At 42.6% G+C, this 18,634-nt stretch carries 14 protein-coding genes and 1 pseudogene; 6 read left to right on the top strand and 9 right to left on the bottom strand.

Annotated elements, in window-relative coordinates:
• Positions 1-450: 450 nt before the first annotated feature.
• Positions 451-1,158 (bottom strand): Crp/Fnr family transcriptional regulator, encoded by a 708-nt coding sequence (locus tag BDD43_RS15325; RefSeq protein ID WP_121198492.1) that lies wholly within the window; start codon positions 1,156-1,158, stop codon positions 451-453.
• Positions 1,159-1,398: 240 nt separating this feature from the next.
• Between BDD43_RS15325 and BDD43_RS15320 the strand changes: the two genes are divergently transcribed.
• The 4 genes and pseudogenes from BDD43_RS15320 (at position 1,399) to BDD43_RS15305 (ending at position 3,653) form a co-directional block, all read left to right on the top strand.
• On the top strand, positions 1,399-1,911 hold the full coding sequence (locus tag BDD43_RS15320; protein WP_162847080.1) for a class I SAM-dependent methyltransferase: 513 nt from the start codon (positions 1,399-1,401) through the stop codon (positions 1,909-1,911).
• 58 nt (positions 1,912-1,969) lie between these two features.
• A complete protein-coding gene (locus tag BDD43_RS15315; RefSeq protein WP_121198490.1) occupies positions 1,970-2,563 on the top strand; it encodes a class I SAM-dependent methyltransferase in 594 nt (197 codons plus the stop codon).
• A gap of 19 nt (positions 2,564-2,582) precedes the next feature.
• Positions 2,583-2,720 (top strand): annotated as a pseudogene (locus tag BDD43_RS15310) (PhnA domain-containing protein); the annotation flags it as partial.
• A 12-nt stretch (positions 2,721-2,732) separates the two neighbouring features.
• Positions 2,733-3,653 (top strand): bestrophin family protein, encoded by a 921-nt coding sequence (locus BDD43_RS15305; RefSeq protein WP_121198488.1) that lies wholly within the window; start codon positions 2,733-2,735, stop codon positions 3,651-3,653.
• 127 nt (positions 3,654-3,780) lie between these two features.
• Here BDD43_RS15305 and BDD43_RS15300 read toward each other — a convergent pair whose 3' ends face one another.
• The 7 genes from BDD43_RS15300 to BDD43_RS15270 all read right to left on the bottom strand — a co-directional run bounded on the left by BDD43_RS15300 (position 3,781) and on the right by BDD43_RS15270 (position 15,313).
• Positions 3,781-6,075 (bottom strand): GH92 family glycosyl hydrolase, encoded by a 2,295-nt coding sequence (locus tag BDD43_RS15300; protein WP_121198487.1) that lies wholly within the window; start codon positions 6,073-6,075, stop codon positions 3,781-3,783.
• A gap of 18 nt (positions 6,076-6,093) precedes the next feature.
• Entirely contained in the window at positions 6,094-7,608 is a 1,515-nt protein-coding gene (locus BDD43_RS15295) for a glycoside hydrolase family 28 protein (RefSeq protein ID WP_121198486.1), read from the bottom strand.
• A gap of 73 nt (positions 7,609-7,681) precedes the next feature.
• Positions 7,682-9,385, bottom strand: coding sequence for a RagB/SusD family nutrient uptake outer membrane protein (locus BDD43_RS15290; RefSeq protein WP_121198485.1), 1,704 nt, complete (start codon positions 9,383-9,385; stop codon positions 7,682-7,684).
• Positions 9,386-9,410: 25 nt separating this feature from the next.
• Positions 9,411-12,740 (bottom strand): TonB-dependent receptor, encoded by a 3,330-nt coding sequence (locus tag BDD43_RS15285; RefSeq protein ID WP_162847079.1) that lies wholly within the window; start codon positions 12,738-12,740, stop codon positions 9,411-9,413.
• A 235-nt stretch (positions 12,741-12,975) separates the two neighbouring features.
• The gene (locus BDD43_RS15280; RefSeq protein WP_121198483.1) at positions 12,976-13,980 is read right to left on the bottom strand and encodes a FecR family protein; all 1,005 of its coding nucleotides are present in this window, start codon (positions 13,978-13,980) and stop codon (positions 12,976-12,978) included.
• Positions 13,981-14,055: 75 nt separating this feature from the next.
• On the bottom strand, positions 14,056-14,634 hold the full coding sequence (locus BDD43_RS15275; protein ID WP_121198482.1) for an RNA polymerase sigma-70 factor: 579 nt from the start codon (positions 14,632-14,634) through the stop codon (positions 14,056-14,058).
• A gap of 484 nt (positions 14,635-15,118) precedes the next feature.
• Entirely contained in the window at positions 15,119-15,313 is a 195-nt protein-coding gene (locus BDD43_RS15270; RefSeq protein WP_121198481.1) for a hypothetical protein, read from the bottom strand.
• A gap of 246 nt (positions 15,314-15,559) precedes the next feature.
• Here BDD43_RS15270 and BDD43_RS30070 point away from each other — a divergent pair, with 246 nt between their 5' ends.
• A complete protein-coding gene (locus tag BDD43_RS30070; RefSeq protein WP_162847078.1) occupies positions 15,560-15,733 on the top strand; it encodes a hypothetical protein in 174 nt (57 codons plus the stop codon).
• A 343-nt stretch (positions 15,734-16,076) separates the two neighbouring features.
• Positions 16,077-16,283, top strand: a complete 207-nt coding sequence (locus BDD43_RS15265) for a hypothetical protein (RefSeq protein WP_121198480.1) — start codon at positions 16,077-16,079, stop codon at positions 16,281-16,283.
• A 785-nt stretch (positions 16,284-17,068) separates the two neighbouring features.
• Here BDD43_RS15265 and BDD43_RS15255 read toward each other — a convergent pair.
• The gene (locus BDD43_RS15255; RefSeq protein ID WP_121198479.1) at positions 17,069-18,631 is read right to left on the bottom strand and encodes a S8 family peptidase; all 1,563 of its coding nucleotides are present in this window, start codon (positions 18,629-18,631) and stop codon (positions 17,069-17,071) included.
• Between the last annotated feature and the right edge of the window lie 3 nt (positions 18,632-18,634).

Below are 18,634 nucleotides of genomic sequence, written 5' to 3'. Positions count from 1 at the left end.
TATATGCCGTAACACTTAAACCAAAAGCCAGTACCTATAACAGATACAGAAGGCTTACAAGCTTCGGGCATTTCAACATTAACATTTGAAACCATCTACATTAGGGACGTGCAAAAATCAAAACATCTCAATTTTCTCTACAAATATAATACAATATTGTATCACATTTAAAAATGTAGTATAATTATGTATATAATTATAGAAATTATATACTACTCTAAATTATTTAGATGGATGATTGCTTTTGATCAGAAGAAGCACTTCTGTCCAATTTACCCAAAAAATTATTGTGATTTCGAAGATGATTCATTAAAGGATATTTAACTTGCAGGCACCAAAGACGATAAAACCATCCTTGGGATTAAATATACTGGAGTTTAGTGAGAAAATTCCAACTCAACTAATAAAAAGTGTTGTTAACACTTAGCTGCTCAAATTTAATAGCTGATATTACCGGTAATTAGCCCGTTTTACCAGCAAGCGAACGTCCTTGATGATAATTTTCCTGCCTTCTGTTACCAGTATGCCTTCTGTTTTAAATTCCTTGAGTAACCGAATCACATTTTCTTCGGCAATTCCGGCCATGTTCGCCAGGTCGGCGCGGGAAATATTTAGCGAAATGGTTGCGTGATCATCCAATCCCTGTTTGAATTTCTCCCTTAGCACGATGAGCGCAATAGCCAGCCGCTCGGGCCCAGTTCGTTGCGCAATCACCGAGATGCTATTGGTTAGCACGGTAAACTCATGGCTCATTGCTTTCAGCAAGCGCTGCGCGAAAACGGGCGACCTGGCCAACATATCCATAAAGTCTTCTTTAGGGATAAACGAAACCAGGGTATCTTCCATAGCAGCGGCCGAGTCGGCATAACGTTCTCCCGAAAGCACCGGATGGTAGCCTATCAGTTCACCGGGCCCGGCTACGTAAATAATCTGTTCCTTGCCAAGTTGGTCCACCTTGTACTTTTTAACCCTACCGCTGCGCACCAGGAAGATGCCGGAGGGTACTGCTCCCTCCCGGAAGATAACATCTCCCTTTATTAACCGCTGTTCAGAAACATGCCTGGTAATGACTGCTGTTTCTTCATCAGAAAGCACACTTAATACCGAATGCGTAGTGAAATTCCAGCGGTCGATCGGAAAAATTCCGTTTAGACTCATAGGACAAAGTTACGAAATTTTAAAACTGATAAACATCAGCTTTTCGGCTGATCTGCTTCAGGTGCAGTAAGCGCCGGAATGATGGAACTTTGCAGGATGGATGTTTATCCCTTTTCTTATTTTCCTCCGGAGCCCGAAGCGCAGCAGCCCAGGTTAGGCCCGCCGGAGGAACGGCGTCCTAACGACTGTTTCTTCCGGAATGATGCGGAATTTGACTGGTTGTACCCGGAACATCTGCAATTGATATCCCTGAGGCACTGGACGCCTCTGGCTGTTGCAAGAAAAGCAGCCGACTATTTAAATGTTAGGGGCAATATCCTGGATATCGGCAGCGGCACTGGTAAGTTTTGCCTAACGGCGGCCCACCGCCACCCACATTGCAATTACTATGGGACAGAACAGCGACACGAACTGGTTCATTATGCCAACGTAACGGCCAGTTACCTCGGTTTGGTTAATGCCTGTTTCATCCACGCAAATATTACGCAGATCAATTTCCGTGAATTCGATCACTTTTATTTTTACAATTCTTTTTTTGAGAATATCGACCAGGAAAATGCCATCGACGATACCATCGAAGTTTCGCAGAGCCTCTACGAATATTATAACCGCTACCTATTAGCTATTCTCAAGGATAAACCCGCCGGTACACGTGTGGTAACCTACCAAAGTCTGGGAGAAATGATTCCCGCCAGCTATGTACTGGCAGAGCAGTCCTTTCATACGCTGCTCCAGTTATGGATCCAACAATAAGGCATTCATATAATTGTTTACTTATAAAACCTACCTCAAATAAAAGAAGCTATTTTACATGTACACTGATACCCCGAATACATCCTACTTCCGCAAGGACGCGGCATTCGACACTTTATATCCCGGACATATCAGGGAGCTTTCCCAATTGCACTGGACCGGGCTTGGCGTTGCGCTGGAAGCCAGTAATTTCCTGGCCAGTCCGGGTGCCCGGGTTTTGGATATTGGCAGTGGCGTTGGCAAGTTCTGTATCGCGGCAGGCGCCTATCACCCCGAAGCGAGCTTTTACGGAATTGAACAGCGTAAAGATCTGTACGGATATGCCGAAACCGCAAAGGAACAAATTGGTGTACAGAATGTATTTTTCAAGCATGGTAATCTCACCGACCTGAATTATGACCAATACGATCACTTTTATTTTTACAATTCGTTTTACGAAAATATAGAACCGGGAAGCCGCATTGATTATGCAGTGCATATCTCTTACGAATTGTACAACACCTACACTTTTCACCTCCGTGCGATGCTCGACAGTAAGCCGGCGGGCACAAAGCTGGTTACCTATCATGCACCAGACAAGCAGGTGCCTGCGGGCTATAAGTTAGTAGGTAACTCATATAGCAGATACCTGAAAATGTGGGTAAAGAAATAGAGAAGATGATGTAAAAGCGAGTTCGTTGAATGCCAAAATGGGCACAGTTGTGAAAAACATTTGCCTGGTAAGTGATAATACCGACCAGATTGAGGGTAAAATAGACGGGCACACGATCGTAATCCTCACCAAGTACCTGCACAGGCAGAAAAGTTAAAGTAATCCAACTATGATCATCAGAAAAAAAAAGAACTGGTTCGCGATGCTATTCGTTTGGAGAGGATCGGTCTTACCGCAACTGCTGCCTCGCCTCAGCGTGCTTTTCGCCTTTACCGCAATTGTTGTTTATTTCAAATCAGACCTGGACAGGGTTCATGGCGAACTCTCGACCAATATTTATACCATATTTGGTATAGCGCTGGCCATATTTCTCGGATTTAGGAACACCGTAAGCTACGACAGGTTTTGGGAGGGCAGAAAGCTTTGGGGAGCCTTGCTAAACGATACCCGCTCACTAGCTCAGCAGGTGCATAATTTTATCCCTAATGACGAACAGCACAGGTCAGAAAAATTAGTATTCATCAGGCAAATGGCAGCTATGGCCTACGCGCTTAATCACCAGTTACGCCACACAGACGCGATGCCGGAGTTGCGCAAGCTGCTTGGACTTGAGATGGCAGAAAAGCTGGAAAATGTAGCGTATAAGCCGGTGTTGATTATGAGGGAACTTGGCACACGGATTAATGGTTGGCGGTTACGCGGCTCTATAGATACCATTTTACAGGCTGCCATGGACAGGAACCTGGCTAACTTTTCTGACATCATTGGTGGCTGTGAGCGTATTGCCGGTACACCCATACCGTTCTCTTATGATGTATTACTCCACCGCACCATTTATATCTATTGTTTTTTGCTACCCTTAGGTTTTGCCGGTCCCCTGGGTTGGTTTGCGCCGTTTATTATTACCTTCGTTGCCTACACATTTACGGCTTTGGAGGCTATTGCCGATGAATTGGAAGATCCCTTCGGAAATATGCCCAATGATCTGGCCCTCGATGCCATGTCGGCCAATATCGAGCGAAGCATTGCAGAAATCGAAGATATGCCGGCAGTTGATAATGAACCCATTAACTCATTTTATATTACATAAGCCACCGAATTGGAAAACAGGTATTATAGCCGTTTAGGAATTAACCGCCATAACACTAAATGCCTGTTTTCATAAATTGCTTAATAGGATATAGAAATTATTTGCCATTTTAACGGGCAGCCGGTGGTTAACGACAGCCTTGAGGTTGATTCAATGCCTTGTTTGCCCAATGTTTATCGGGTTTATCCTGCATTTCAATATCAAGTTTACCGCCTTTTATAACATCTGTGTATTTTATATAATTGTTCGGCATCTTCCGTCCGTTTAATCTTACCTCATGTATATAAATAGCCGCTTTGCTGGTTTTATGAGCTGTTATTAAAAACACTTTACCGTTAGGTAAGCGGATAGAAACCTGATCAAAAATAGGTGAACATATTAAGTATTGGCCCGATACCGGGTTTAACGGATACAGGCCCATTGCCGCAAACATATACCAGGCCGACATTTGGCCGGCATCATCGTTGCCACTTAGGCCTCCAGGGCCGTCGCCGTATTCCCTGTTCAATATATCACGAACCTGTTTTTGTGTTTTCCAGGGCGAACTTGTAAAATTATACATAAACGGTATCTGGTGGCCTGGTTCATTTCCGTGCCAGTATTCATTTTTATTAAAAATACTATCTAATTCATTTTCCAGTTTTTTGCGTCCGCCCATTAATTGGGCTAAACCTGTTACGTCTTGTGGCACATAAAATGTGTATTGCCTGGGCGTCCCCTCTGTAATATAGTAAGCCTTACCGTCAGGCAGATAGGGTTTAACCCAGCTACCATCGGCATGTCTCCCGCGCACCATGCCAGTAGTGTGGTCAAACACATTTTTATAATATGCGGCGCGTTTAATTAGTTGTTTATAATCGGCAATTTTTCCTAGTTTTTTAGCCATCATGGCAAGCGCGTAGTCGTCATAAGCATATTCCAGGGTACGGCTAACCTGTTCTTTTTTATGAAATGCATCCGGTACGCTGTCTTCTACCGGGATATAATGGTATTTAAGATAGCTATCCAGCGCCCTGCGGCCTTTACCTTCAATGTAATCGGCTTTTAAAGCTGGCGTATCAAAGGCATTTTGGCGCATTAACCGATAAGCCTCCTTTACATCAAAATTGCCTATCCCCTTCAAATAGGCAGAAGAGATAACCGAGCTGCAATGATCGCCAATCATTTCGGACGTATAGCTGTTCCAACAGGGGAAAATTGGCAACCAACCACCTTGCTGCCCTTTCAGTATTAATGAGTTGGCAACGTTGTTTACCACTTCCGGCTGCAATAACTCAAACAAGGGCAAATGGGCTCTGTAGGTATCCCATAACGAAAAATCATCATAATAGTTCCCACTTTTAAGTTTAGCCAGTTGATGATCAGATGCAAACTTAGGATAGGCGCCATCAACGTCATTATATAACCTTGGCTGTTGCATGGTGTGATAAAACGAGGTATAGAATATCCGTTTATCTTTTTCCGACGAAGTTTTGAGCCCTATCTGGGATAAAGATCTTTCCCAGGTAGCTTTACTTTTAGCAGCAATAGCATCGAAATTCCATTCGGGTATTTCGGCCTGCAGGTTTTTGCGGGCACCCTCAACACTGCTGAACGACGTGCCGACGCGTATACGGAGCGATTCGCCTGCCTTCATTTTAAAACCAAGATAAGCACCAATACTCTTTTGATTACTGATGCTGTTATCCATAAATACTTTATCGCCCGCAAAAGTTCCGCTGTTACCAATTGTTTTATCAATTTTAATAACAAAATAGCCACTAAAACCAGCCTCTTTACCCCATCCCTGATAAATGCGGTGTACCGGGTTATAACCGGTTACTTCTCCATTAGCTGCATCCACTTTAATATGGCCCTGGTTATAATCGCTGTTGGGCGTAATCAGCAGGTAAACACTGTCGGCCTTATCAGCAGTAAACAACATAATTGCGCTTCTTGCGGTTGATGTAACCGATGCATGTAATCGATAAGCTTTTATATTGATGCTATATAGGTAAGGCGATGATGTTTCGTCATCGTGAGAAAACTTCGCCGTGTAATCAGCGACGAGTGTTTTTAACTTGCCGCTGATGGGCATAATGGTTACACTGCCATAATCCTGGGTACAGGAGCCGCTTAACCAATGCGATCCGCGAAAACCGGTAAAGTGATCGTCTTTATAATAATAAGGGGGCACGCATTTACTTTCGGAGGATTGGGTTTGCGGTGTCCATTGGGTCATGGCAAATGGTGTTGTTACAGCTGGTATAGTATTTGCAAAAAGTGCAAAACCTTCGCCATGCTTAAGTGCCGCCGGTGTAGTAGCCACACCGGTACCGGCCATTGGCTGTACGTATTGGACAAGGTTTTGACCTTTTGAGCTTAGGCTGAAGATAAACAGCAAACTCAGGTTACAAACTAATCGGCAATAAATTATATTCATTTGATAATAGATTCTTTATTATTTCTCGAGGGTTACTACACTTTGGTTTCCCTGAGGCAAGGCGATATCTTTACTGATGATTTTGCCGGTGTTTTTATAAACGATGGCAGGTGTTGGAGCTGTTAGGGGCAAATAGGCCTTTTGCAGCGTAAGGCCCCAAACATCATCAAAAACCAGTGCAGGACGAAAGTCGGGCCCTTTTAAAGCAACCTTAAAATTGCTGATCTTGATGTCTTCGGCATGCCTTATATAAAGCGCCCAGGCGGGCAACTCCCCAAACATCGTAAACTCCGGGTATCCGGCGGCGTTTTCCGTCACTGAGGATAAAGAGTCGATGCCGATATGCGCTACTTCCCTCTTAGCACCGCCGCCGTAACTAATCTCGACGTTAGAGATCGAAACGTTTTGAACGCGGTGCCCGGGTAAACCTGTAATAGAAGCAGGCACCAGATTATGAGGAGCAACCTTTGGCGGCGGACCCTCAACCGGATAACCGATATCGGGTTTTCCACTTGGCACCTCCACCTTAATATCATCGATGGATACGTTTGAAATAGTGCTGTACACCTCGTCGTTATTACGATGGCCCAGCCTGATAAATATCGCGTTACCTGTATTTATACCTCTCACGTGGCTCACATGAACATCCTGTAAACTGCCGCCATCAACCGTTTCAATGGCTACTGCGGAGCGATAGGTATCGTAAACCGTAAGGTTTTTTACGGTAATGTTTTTAAACCCGCCTAGTGAACCCGTGCCAATTTTAAAGCCGTTAGCGCTCGAACGGGCGACACAATTTTCAATCCACACATTTTCGCAGATTTGCCCCCTGGTTTCAGACTTGATGCAGATGGCATCGTCTGCCGCATTAAAAATGCTATTGGTTATCTTTACATTTTTGCAATCAACAATATCTATACCGTCGTTATTCCAGTATTCATTGCTGTGCACTTTGATGCTGTCTATCACTATGTCTTTGCACTGCTTATAATCCTGAACCCAACTGGCCGCATTTCTTAAAGTGACACCAGTAACTTTAACGCGTTCACAATCAATAAAATAAATAATATTAGGCCTTCCAAACTCGCTCGGGCGTTTATTTAAATACTGGTCATCGGTCAATTTGCCGGCACGCAATAATTCCAAAAAGTTTTCAACCACGTCGCGCCCTTGTCCATTGATCGTTCCTTTGCCCGTTATGGCTATATCGTGTACGCCCTGGGCACGGATAACTGCCATGGCATTTTCACTGTAGTCGAGCCGGTTAGTGCTGCCGTAAAGTATCGCATCGGGGGCCAAATAAAGCTCTACAGAACTTTTCATGTGAACGGGTGCGGTAACAAAATTGCCGGCAGGTACTACCACCCTACCACCTGTTTTTGAAGCTGCATCAATCGCCTTCTGAATCGCAATCTGGTTATTAATACTCATACCTGGTTTGGCTCCGTATTTTAAAATATCGTAATCCTGCTTTTGGCCGTATACACATAAGGTGCCAAAGGCCAGCAACCAACTTAATAACATTACTTTCATAGTTAATTTAGGTTTAAATGATCAAAATCGGAGGTGCATCAAATAAGATGCACCTCCGGAATTCATCGCATGTTTAATAACCTGGATTTTGCGGGAATGACGCACCGCGGTTAAGGTCAATTTGTGACTGAGGAATAGGGCGCAGTAAGTGGAACGACTTGAGGGCGTTTGTAGCTTTTGCTTCATCATTAAAAGCTAATGTGCGCGACAGTAGTTTACCTGTCCGTTTTAGCTCAAACCACCTTAATTCTTCGCCAGTTAGTTCTCGTGCTCTTTCGTCCAGTATATCGTCGAGTGTTAATGTACTCGCCTGCATTTCTGTAGCATAAGCAACGCCGCTACCCGGGTTGATACCAGTTTTAGCGGCCCGAGTTCTCATCGCATTATAGTATTGAAGTGCTTTGCTTAAATTTCCGGCCTGTAAATACGCTTCCGCAGCTATCAGATAAGTTTCACCCAATCTAAATACATAAGTATCTCTGGTGCCGCTATTATCTGTGTATGCCAGATTTAATTCACGGAATTTTTTGAATTGAGGGTAGGTTCTGGTCAAACCGGAAAAAGGAGACGAATGATATTCGTCGGGGTTAAACACAAAGTATTTTTTTGCTGCTTTCTGTACCGCTGTAAAAGCAACATCGGGATAATAGATAACCGTATCGCCTACAGCAAAGGTTTTGCCATTAACGGTTCCGGCAGCCTGTGCAATAAGTGCGTTCCAAACTGTGGCCTGATAACGGCTATCGCGCGCTTTATCAAAAAGGGTAAAAAAATACGGATCAGGAACGGCGTTAGTTACAATAGCTTTATTGTACAGCGCACTCCTCCCGATGACAGATATTGGGTTGGTTTCCCAAAGAAAATTTTGATGCAGGTTATTGCCCACGATAGGCGTAGTTTGTGCCTTGCCCAGATAATAAACGGGATTGGTTGCCGCATTGGTGCTGTATTGAACAGAGAAAATAACTTCGGAATTGATCTGAAAGTTGGCAACAGTGGGATCAAATAATGATGAGAACGTTGGCCTTAACGAATAAGGGCCGGTTGTGATGAGGTTTTCGGCCAGTGTAGCCGCCTGAGTAAAATCGGCCGTGCCGCCGCCATAAGTTTTATAGCCGCGTGTTAGGTAAACTTTGGCGAGCAAATGTTGTGCAAACCCTTTGGTTACTCTTCCCTGGTCGGTTGTTGTAATGGGCAGCGCAGCAATAGCCTCGGTGAGGTCTTTAATAATCTGCACGTATACCTGCTGTTCCGGAGTCCGGGTGAAAGATACACTGGCCGAAGTAGCCCGCTCCAAAACCAGCGGTACATCGCCAAATGTTTCGGCAAGCATATAATAGTAATAAGCGCGAAGCGCCTTAGCTTCGCCGGTACGGGTATTGAGCGTTGTGGCATCCATACCTTTTACCTGGGTTGCCCAGTAAAGTGTGTTGTTTGTTGTGCCTATGGCGTAATAAAGCTGTTTCCAATAAGTATCAATATCGGTTATGGATGAGTTTAACGAACTGTTGTACGAATTTAGCGGAACAACATCGGTAACCGCGTATGACGAAAAAATATCGGTACCAAAGTTGTAAAGCGTGTTGTTATCGAACAGGAAGCGTAGGTTGGGGTAATTTGATTTAACCAGATCTTCAAAACCGGATGGGGTGATATAATAGGTTTCGGCTGTTTGGCTGCCCAGGTTGCTTTCTTCCAGGTATTTTTTACAGCCGAATGTGAAGGATACTATGATTAGGCACGCAAACCATAGTATTTTATTTTGTGAGTATTTCATATGATTTTATACTATGAAGTTGAAATTATAAGGTTACGTTAACGCCCAAGATGAAAGTACGGGTGCGAAAATCCTGCAGGCCGAACGAGCTTAAGTCGGCAGTTTCGGGATCCCAGCCAATAAATTTGGTGAAGATGAATGGATTGTATGCGGTAGCGTAAATCCTCAAATTACTCAAACCGATTTTAGTGGCTGCTGTTTTTGCCAGCGTATACCCCAGCGTAATGTTACTTATTTTGGTGTAAGATGAATTTTGATAAGTAGCGGCAGTTCTCCTGGTGGCATCAGTTTCGAGGGCGTTGTTTGCCCAGGTATTGCTTGGGTTGGTGGCTGTCCAATAGCTGCGCTGATAAGCACCGAAACGGGCGCGGCCCTGGTCCTGGTTCATAAACTGATCCAGAAAAGTACTTTGCTGTACCGTGCCCTGGCGGGTGTATACGGTAAAACCCAGGTCGAGCGCTTTATAATTGAAGGTATTGGTAATACCGCCAAACCAATCAGGTATATCACTGCCCAGTACCACACGGTCGTCGGCGGTAATTTTACCGTCGTTATTGGTATCCTGTATTTTATACTGGCCTGGTTTCTGGCCGTAAACAGCAGCTTGTGCGGCTTCGCTGGTTTGCCATACACCAATAACTTTGTAATTATAAATTACACGCACTTTCTGCCCTATAAACCTGGCGTTGCCTACATCGTTGGCACCATTGCCAAACAAATCCAGAATTTGATTTTTGTTATGCGAATAGTTGATATTGGTTGTCCAGCCGAAATCTTTGCTCTTCACGTTGGTTGTATTCAGGCCAATCTCAACACCACTGTTACGGATGGAGCCAACATTAGCAACTACAGTGGGAAAGCCGTTGGCCGCAGGTATCTGTGCATTTGTAATAGCTCCTTCAACTGTTTTATTGTAGTAATCGAATGTAAGCCCTATGCGGTTCTTCAGTACATTTAATTCTAAGCCCGCGTTGTATTCTGCTGTTTTTTCCCACGTCAGGTTTGTGTTGGCTAATGCCGAAACACCTGAGCCATTGGCGGTAGCACCATTAAAATCATAGAAACTTGTTGTCACTGCCGACTGTGTAACATAGGGAGAAAAGTAAAGAGAGTTAACCGCTGCATTACCCGAACGACCGTAGCTAAATTTAAATTTCAGGAAATTAATGGCGGATATGTTTTTAATAAAGTCTTCGTTACTGGCAATCCATCCTAAAGCTGCGGAAGGAAAGAATCCCCATTTGTGCCCATCGGCAAAGATGGAGTTACCATCGGCCCGGCCCGTTACCGTTAGCAGATACCTGTTTTTAAAGGTATAGTTGCCCCTGAAGAAAAAGGAGCTCACGGTTTGCTTGGTATAACCGCTTGAAACGGTTGTTGTTGGCTGGATAGTGGTGCCGTTAATGGTTACCGCCGTAGCGCTGCTTACATTGTACCACAAAGAGCGGTAAGGCAGGCCGGATACACTGATGAGGTTATTATCGGTTTGGTAGTAGTTTAATGAAGTGCCTGCTGTTAAATCAAACTTGTTATTATCGTTGATGATTTTATTGTACACCAACAAATTATCAAACGTATAATTAAAAATGTGATTGCTGCTGTTGGTGGCCGAGCTGGGTTTTGTGCCTGCTCCGATCTTTGAGAACTGATCAGAATAAGTGCCCGCACGTTGAAAAGTAATATCGGGGGTAAATGAAGAACGGAACGAAAGGCCTTTAACGAGGTTGAGCTCGGTATAAATATTGGGCAATACCCGTACATACTGCGTTACCCTTAAATCGTTTTCCAGATCAAAAAGCGGGTTGGTAATCTGGGCTTCGGTTTCGTAAGCAAAAAAGCGGTTACTGCCATCTGCGTTGTAAGCGCTGCCTGTAGGCCTTAAACGGTAGGCGCTGCGGAAAACCTCGCCGCTTCCTAAATTATAATCGGCATAAGTACCGTACATTGATGCGCCTACTTTAAACCAGTTGTTAACTGTTTTATCCATCCCTACCTTAAGCGTGTATTTTTTGGTATCCTCCACTTTAACGGCTCCCTGGTAATCCTGGTAACCGGTAGACATGAAGTAAGTAGTTTTTTCGTCGCCACCGGTTATAGAAAGGTTATGATTGGTTTGAATGCCATTCTGTTTGATCAGGTTAACCCAGTTGGTGTAATTGCCACTGGCAATGTTGGACAGCTCGGTTGGCGAAAATATCTGCGCATCGGTATAATTAACCTGCGGGGTAACACTGGCACCCAGGGTGCTGTAAAACTCACGGGCGTAGGATACAAATTCGGGGCCGGTCATCACACGGGGCAGGTTGTAAGCATTTACCACGCCTACATAGCCATCATAGTTAATTTTGGTTTGGCCGCGTGTTCCCTTTTTGGTAGTTACGATAACCACTCCATTGGCACCGCGCGAACCGAAGATGGCGGTAGACGAAGCATCCTTCAATACGTCCATCCGTTCAATATCCGAGGGGTTAATATCATTGATACTGGATACTGGTATGCCATCAACAACGTATAACGGTTGCGTATTCCCGTAAATGGAGTTAACACCCCGAATCTCCACCGTCATATCTGACCCCGGCTTTCCCGACGAGCGTTTCACATCCACACCCGGGAGCCTGCCTTGTATCGCTTCCTGTGCGTTGGGTGCTTTTGACTTCACAATTTCGTCGGCGCTTAAAGAGGCTATGCTTCCGGTGAGGTCGCTCTTCTTTTTAGTGCCATAACCAACAACGATAACTTCGTTGAGCGACTTGGAATCAGCCGTCATTTTGATTGTTAGCGGTAATTTACCTGTAGCGGGAATCTCCAGCGTGGCATAGCCAATGTATTTAAACACCAGTATATCCTCGTTAACGCTGGCAACTGTAAGTTTAAAATTCCCATTAACATCGGTAATGGTACCCTTGGTTGTTCCCTTAATAGTGACGCTAACCCCGATAAGGGTTTCGTTTTTTTCATCAATTACTTTACCGGTGATCTCAACACCAGCAACACTGGTGATACCAGCCGTACCTATCGAACTACTTTCAGCCGGGTGGGCGTCTATCAGAATTACTTTATCTTTAAATAGCTGGTAGCTGATATGGTATTGCGTCAATAACTGATCCAATACTTCTTTAAGATTTTTATTTGCGAAATTTACCGAGATCCTGTCGGTTGCAGTAATAACGTCCTGGTTATAAACAAATTCAACTTGATTTGCTTTGGCCATCAAAGTCAAAACATCTGAAAGGGTTTTATTCTGCACAGATAAACTGATTTTTTTATTCAGTACCCCCTGCGCGGACGTTGGCTTTGAATAAGTGATGCCGGTCATCAGCAAAACAAGCAATAACTGGCTAAATGTAATTCTCATGATCTTATACCAGAAATGGGAATGGAGTAAACAAAAATTCATAAATTTGAAATGTTGTATTTGTGAAAAAATATAATAGAAGGCCCCGTCACCAATATTATTGATGTCATCTACGGGCTTGAAATTTCCAGGTACAGGGGTGTAGCAGCACTCCTGTACCCTTTTTGGAAAGGTAAAAAACGGAGGGGGTTATGTTGGTGTAGTCTTTCTCATCATCTTAAAATTAGGTTAATTATTAATTGGTTTTCTTCAGTACAATGAGATCGCCTTCAATCTCATAATTTATTTTCATCGAAGCTTTGAGTACTTCTAATACTTCAGGTAGGTTAAGGTTCGTTAAGCTGGCGGTCATAACCGCGCTGTTCAGTTGCTTACTGTTTATTATAATATGAGCAGCAAATTTTTTATTAAGCACCGTAACAATGTAGGGAAGGGTGGCTTTTTCAAAATCAAGGTCGATATGATCATATAATGCCAGATCGGAAACGTCGGCATTTTTACTGGCAATTAAATCAGCCGTGTTACTTTTTAATACAACCTCCTCATTAGGATGCAAGAGCACCTCGTTGCTGTTCAATTTGGCAACCGGGGCCAAAGCCTGCCTTTTGCTCACCGATACTTTGCCAGTTACAACCGTAACTTTGACCACTGCACTATTTTTACCATCTATAACCCTGAAACTTGTTCCCCAAACTTTGGTAACCATATGTTCACTGCTGATGATAAAAGGGCGGCCAGGGTTTTTAGTTACCTCAAAAAAGCAATTCCCCGTCATGGTTATGTCCCGATATTTTGCATCGAATTTTTGGGGCCAGGTTATGCTTGCTTCCGGGCTTAACCAAACAATACTACTATCGGGCAACTGTTGTTTTAAAACATTTTTGGTATGATTACTAAAGGTAATCGCTAACCTTGGCCCTGTGGCATCCTGAACAGGGTTATTAGCAACAAAAAATTTAAGCACAACAAACAATAAGGCGGCAGCGGCAATTCCTATCCACCATTTAATATGCACTTTACGTTCAGGCAGTATTACACTTTCTTTGGGAACCGTATTTTCCCGGATTATTAGAAACATTCTTTCTTTTAACAACCTTTGCTTGTCATCAGCCAATGTATCGGTAAAATCGGGCTGTTCTTCCCATTGCTTGTACCAGGCTTCTACAACATCTGCTTCTTCTGGTGTACAGTTATTTTTCAGATACTTATCCAGCAACTCAGCAATTTGAATTTTATCCATAGAAAAGAAAGATTTAAAACAGGCTTATACTATATAGTCGGAGTAATGGGTGTATACCCTTGCTTTTATTAAAATTTATTTTCTTAAAAAAAAGACTATAAAAAAAAGCAGAGCATCCGTCATTCTGGATCGGATTATTTGCAGGGCTTTGGTAAGGTGCCCTTGAACGGTTTTTTCGGAAATATTTAAGAGCCGAGAAATTTCCTTATGGCTTTTATGTTCAAGGCGGCTAAGTTCATATACACTTTTGCATTTGCCCGGAAGATTATCTACTAACTTTTGAAGATACTTGGCGAGATCTCTGGCAAAGATCTGGTCAACGGTCGAATTATCATATTCAGAATGCTCTTCCGAAACCTGGAACTTATCATTTAAAAATTGCCTCCGGTAATGATCAATTACCTTGTATTTTATCGCAACAAATAAATAATTTTTAAGGCCAACCGAAAAAGTTAATGTTGTGCGTTTTTCCCAAAGATTGATAAAAATATCCTGAACTATCTCTTCGCAAAGCGCCTCGTCACGCAGGCGTTTATAAGCTGTGTTAATTAATTTTTTCCAAAACCTGTTGTAAATCACCTCAAATGCTTCCGCATCACCCTGCTTTAATAACAAAGTAAGTTCTTTATCGCTAAGGGCGGAAAGGTCTTGCATGGGTTTATAACTCGGAAAGCCGTGATCGATTATTTTTTAAAGTACGTGTTATTTTGTGAGTTTAGCAAGAATTGATAGCCGCCAGAAAAGAACGAAAATTAGGTGTAACCTACATTTTAAAATGTCGCTCAAGATTAAGACCTTCAGGTAAGATCAAACGGACAAGGGTTTCGTGTGGTGTAGACAAGGGTATTCGTATTCGTTATTCCTATCCGCAAATCAAATACTTTTTTTATTACCCCACAAGAATTCTGCTTGATCCGAAAGTCGGGCATTCATGATGCCAAAAGCGTAATACGGCAGGCTGGAATGCCGGTAGGTAAATCTGCCCGCAGGAGTTCTGTAAATCTTGGTGTCCTTGACGGTCACCGAACTTATCTCGTAAACCCGTTCGGGAATGTATCCCCAATAAGATAATGCGCTTTCAAACGATACGTAACTAGGCCCCCACAGGTGGTTTGCAATCAGGAAAGGCTCCGCTTTATCAGCTGCTTTTAGGACCAGCGATGTATAAGCCTTTTTTTACCGTTGTTAAAACACCTGAACTGACTAATTCAGCTATTTTATCATTAGGACGTTTGTAATTTTTTAGCAATGATAACATGAGCTGCCGGGTTAGCGGCCCCTCTCCATAATCTTTTAAACGCTCCTCTGCTTTTATTGTTAAAATTTCTATCAATAATCGGAAAATCTCCGATTATAACCAAAAACATTATCAATGTTAAGCAATTGATAGATAATCGGATTATTTCCGATTATTAACCGAATATATTACACTATAAGAATTTACAGAATCAATCTTTTATAAAATATTCTTTTTCTGCGGCATAGGATCAACTGTATTTGTCGGATATTTGGATAACGTGTATCATTGATAATGAACAACGTAGCTGATTAAAAAAAATCAATCAAAAAAGTATCAAGCATGGAAAGTAAAGATGAAAAAGAAAAGCGTCGGGAAGATTTTTTAAAAAAGAAAGAACTTAGGAGGCAAGCAGAGGCCAAGACAACCATACAGATCATCGAGGAAGCAAAAAAACGTTTCAGTACTGATGCCTCGAAAGATTTTTTTCTTAAACTGGCTGAAAACAAATTGTAAGTGGCTTATTTGGTGTTAAATAGATCACCATCTTTTGTCTTATGAGTAATTTATATTATATCAATTAAGTTCAAAATGCTGCTTTACAATTAATTGCCTAAAAACTAAAATTACCGTTATGTGGCCGGATTGGTGTTTATGATGACGAATAAATCAGCATTCCTCTAGTTTAGGCAAAATAAAACAAATTAAAAATCAATGACTTATAGTAATTCATTTTCTATAACCGACCCAAAATGCGCCTACTAGGCGCATGATTTAAAATCGTCTATCTGTATCAGTATCTTGCATTAGTAATGCGTCACCAATTAGTATATTTACGTTTTATCTGAACCAGGAATTCATGGATATTATAGCCAAAATTAAACCTCTTTATGATAATCTTATAGCCATTGGATTTCCGGTTTTTATGGGGGACAATGAGTTTATTAGAATCGCCAATGATTTCAATTTTACCAATGATTATGCTGAAGCCGTTAATGAAGTCACCGCTAAGCAGCAAACTAATTGGCTGGGTTTATTGATGGAATTTCGTATCCCGATGTCTTAGCGGTATTTCTAAACCGGCTTTATAATGCTAATCCCCATAGTTTACCAAAGATACTGGTCCCTGCAATTTGCAAATGCATAATCTTCAGCTATTTTATACCATATATTAATGATTTAAAACGGGATCTCCAATTATTGGGTGCAGCCAAGGAACAATTAGATGAAATAGCTGCCGCATGGAATGAAGTCTCTAAGAATTATTATAAAAAGGTCACGGTCTTAAAGAGCCTTATTACCTAAAGAGCGACCGGAGGTGACGGAAACGAAGAGCATTTCCAGGTTATCCGCAAAGATTTGCTCGCCTATCCAAAGCTAAAGGCCTTATATGCGGAGACACCTGAACTTCGCTACGAGCGGTTTCTAAAAAACCACGCCGATCTGCAGCAAAGAATTTCCCAATACCATATCGCCTCTTTTGTCGGCGTAAAACCGCAATCACTCAGCCGTATCCGTAAAAGAATTTTTACCCAGTTCTGATAGTTAACCCAGGTGCACAAATTCTGGACTGATTTCTCAGGCGCCTTCCCGCGTAGAGGAGATCAGCATATCGATCTTTTGGAAGTCCGGGTGTTGTATTTTCGGCCGCGTATTTATTAACGCATCTAACTTTTAGAAACAATTAAAAAAATGCTGGGAAACCCCACACAAAGGCCTGTATTCATTAATTCACTCAAAAAAATTAAAAAAGCGTCCCTGCTCTTTCAGCAACGCTTTTTCTATTAACTGACTTTTTACTATTATTAATGAAGATAATATAAAGAACGAGAGAGTATCTTGCTGTTATATTTATTTATAAGTTGCTGCCAGTTGCAGCGCCCCGTAGGCATTGACAATGCCTCCCGATAGGCAAAGGCTTGCAAATGGAATACTTTTGGAGCGCCCATTTTCGATGTAACTAACATTATGACCAATTTTCACGACCGATTTCATAATAATCTCCTTAACCTGAACCGCAGTTAATTTGGGGTAATATTCCCTGATCAATGCCGCTAAGCCTGTAACCACCGGGGCGGCCATACTGGTTCCACTGAATTCTACATACCTATTACCAGGTATAGTTGATTTGATCTTTACGCCAGGAGCGAAGACATCAACTGTGGTGCTACCATAATTGGAAAAAGAGGCTTTCAAGGTTTCATCATCCTTCCAGTCAGAAGCGCCAACAACGATCCATGCACCGGCTATCTCGCCGTTTTCGTACTTTCTGTTCGGGAAGTTGGGTTCCACATCCATATTCTTGTTGTCGTTGCCGGCGGCTTGTACCAGTAACACATCTTTAGACAAGGCGTATTTTACGGCATCATCAACCGCTTTTTTATCTTGCGAATACGATTTTCCAAAACTCATGTTGATCACTTTTGCACCATTGTCTGCCGCGTAACGGAGGGCGTTAGCCACATCTTTATCACGTTCGTCGCCATTGGGAACAGCTCTCAGGACCATGACCTTCACATGATCTGCGACGCCTTTTATCCCGATTTGATTATCACGTATAGCACCAATGATACCAGCTACATGGGTGCCATGGGTAGCCTCGGGACCCATGACATCATTATTGCCATAATCATGCTGCCGGCTATTAAAATAATCATCATCAACCAGGTCACGCGGGTCATAGTTGATGTTCAGCTTATAATTCAGTTCAATCTCTCCTTGTATGATTGCTTCATCTAATTGTTTTTCGACCAGTGATTTCAGGTTTTCCCCATGTTGCAACTGTAAAACAATGAACGCCCTAACCCGGTCTTCGGTTAAATCCTTCGTATCATAATCCTGAAAGTCTTTTAAAGTTGGATCGGGCTTACCTATGCTTTGAACCATATTTTCCACTATTTTCTTTAAACCCTTTGCACTGTTCACTCTGTTTTTGCTCAGCGCTAATAGCTGATTAAGTTCTTCCTTCTCTTTCAAAAACAGCCTGAACGCAGGTTTTTCTGACGGTTGGATTGTGGTAGAATCCTTACCGGCAAATTGGACTTGATTTTGCCTGATTTGCCTTACTAATTCAAGGTTATCATAATGGACATTGCCTTTTGACGACCCAATAAAATCCCAACCATGAAAATCATCGATATACCCATTTTTGTCGTCATCTTTGCCATTCAATTTTTCTTTCGGGTTTTGCCAAAGTACCGGTTTCAGGTCTTCGTGCAGCGTATCAATTCCACCATCTATAACTGCTACCAAGACCGTGCTGGCTCTTTTATTTTTTAACAACTCTAAATAGGCCCTTTCAGTGCCGATGCCCATGGTTGAATCTTTTTGCAGATCCAGGTTTTGCCAGTTTGGTTTTTGGCCAAAACACCAGGCGGAAACACTTAATAAGAAGATTAAACAAATCGTTTTCATTTT

Source organism: Mucilaginibacter gracilis (assembly GCF_003633615.1).
Taxonomy (GTDB): domain Bacteria; phylum Bacteroidota; class Bacteroidia; order Sphingobacteriales; family Sphingobacteriaceae; genus Mucilaginibacter; species Mucilaginibacter gracilis.
The sequence above is the reverse complement of the archived record's forward strand: the minus strand, read 5'-3'. Positions and strand labels throughout refer to the sequence as shown.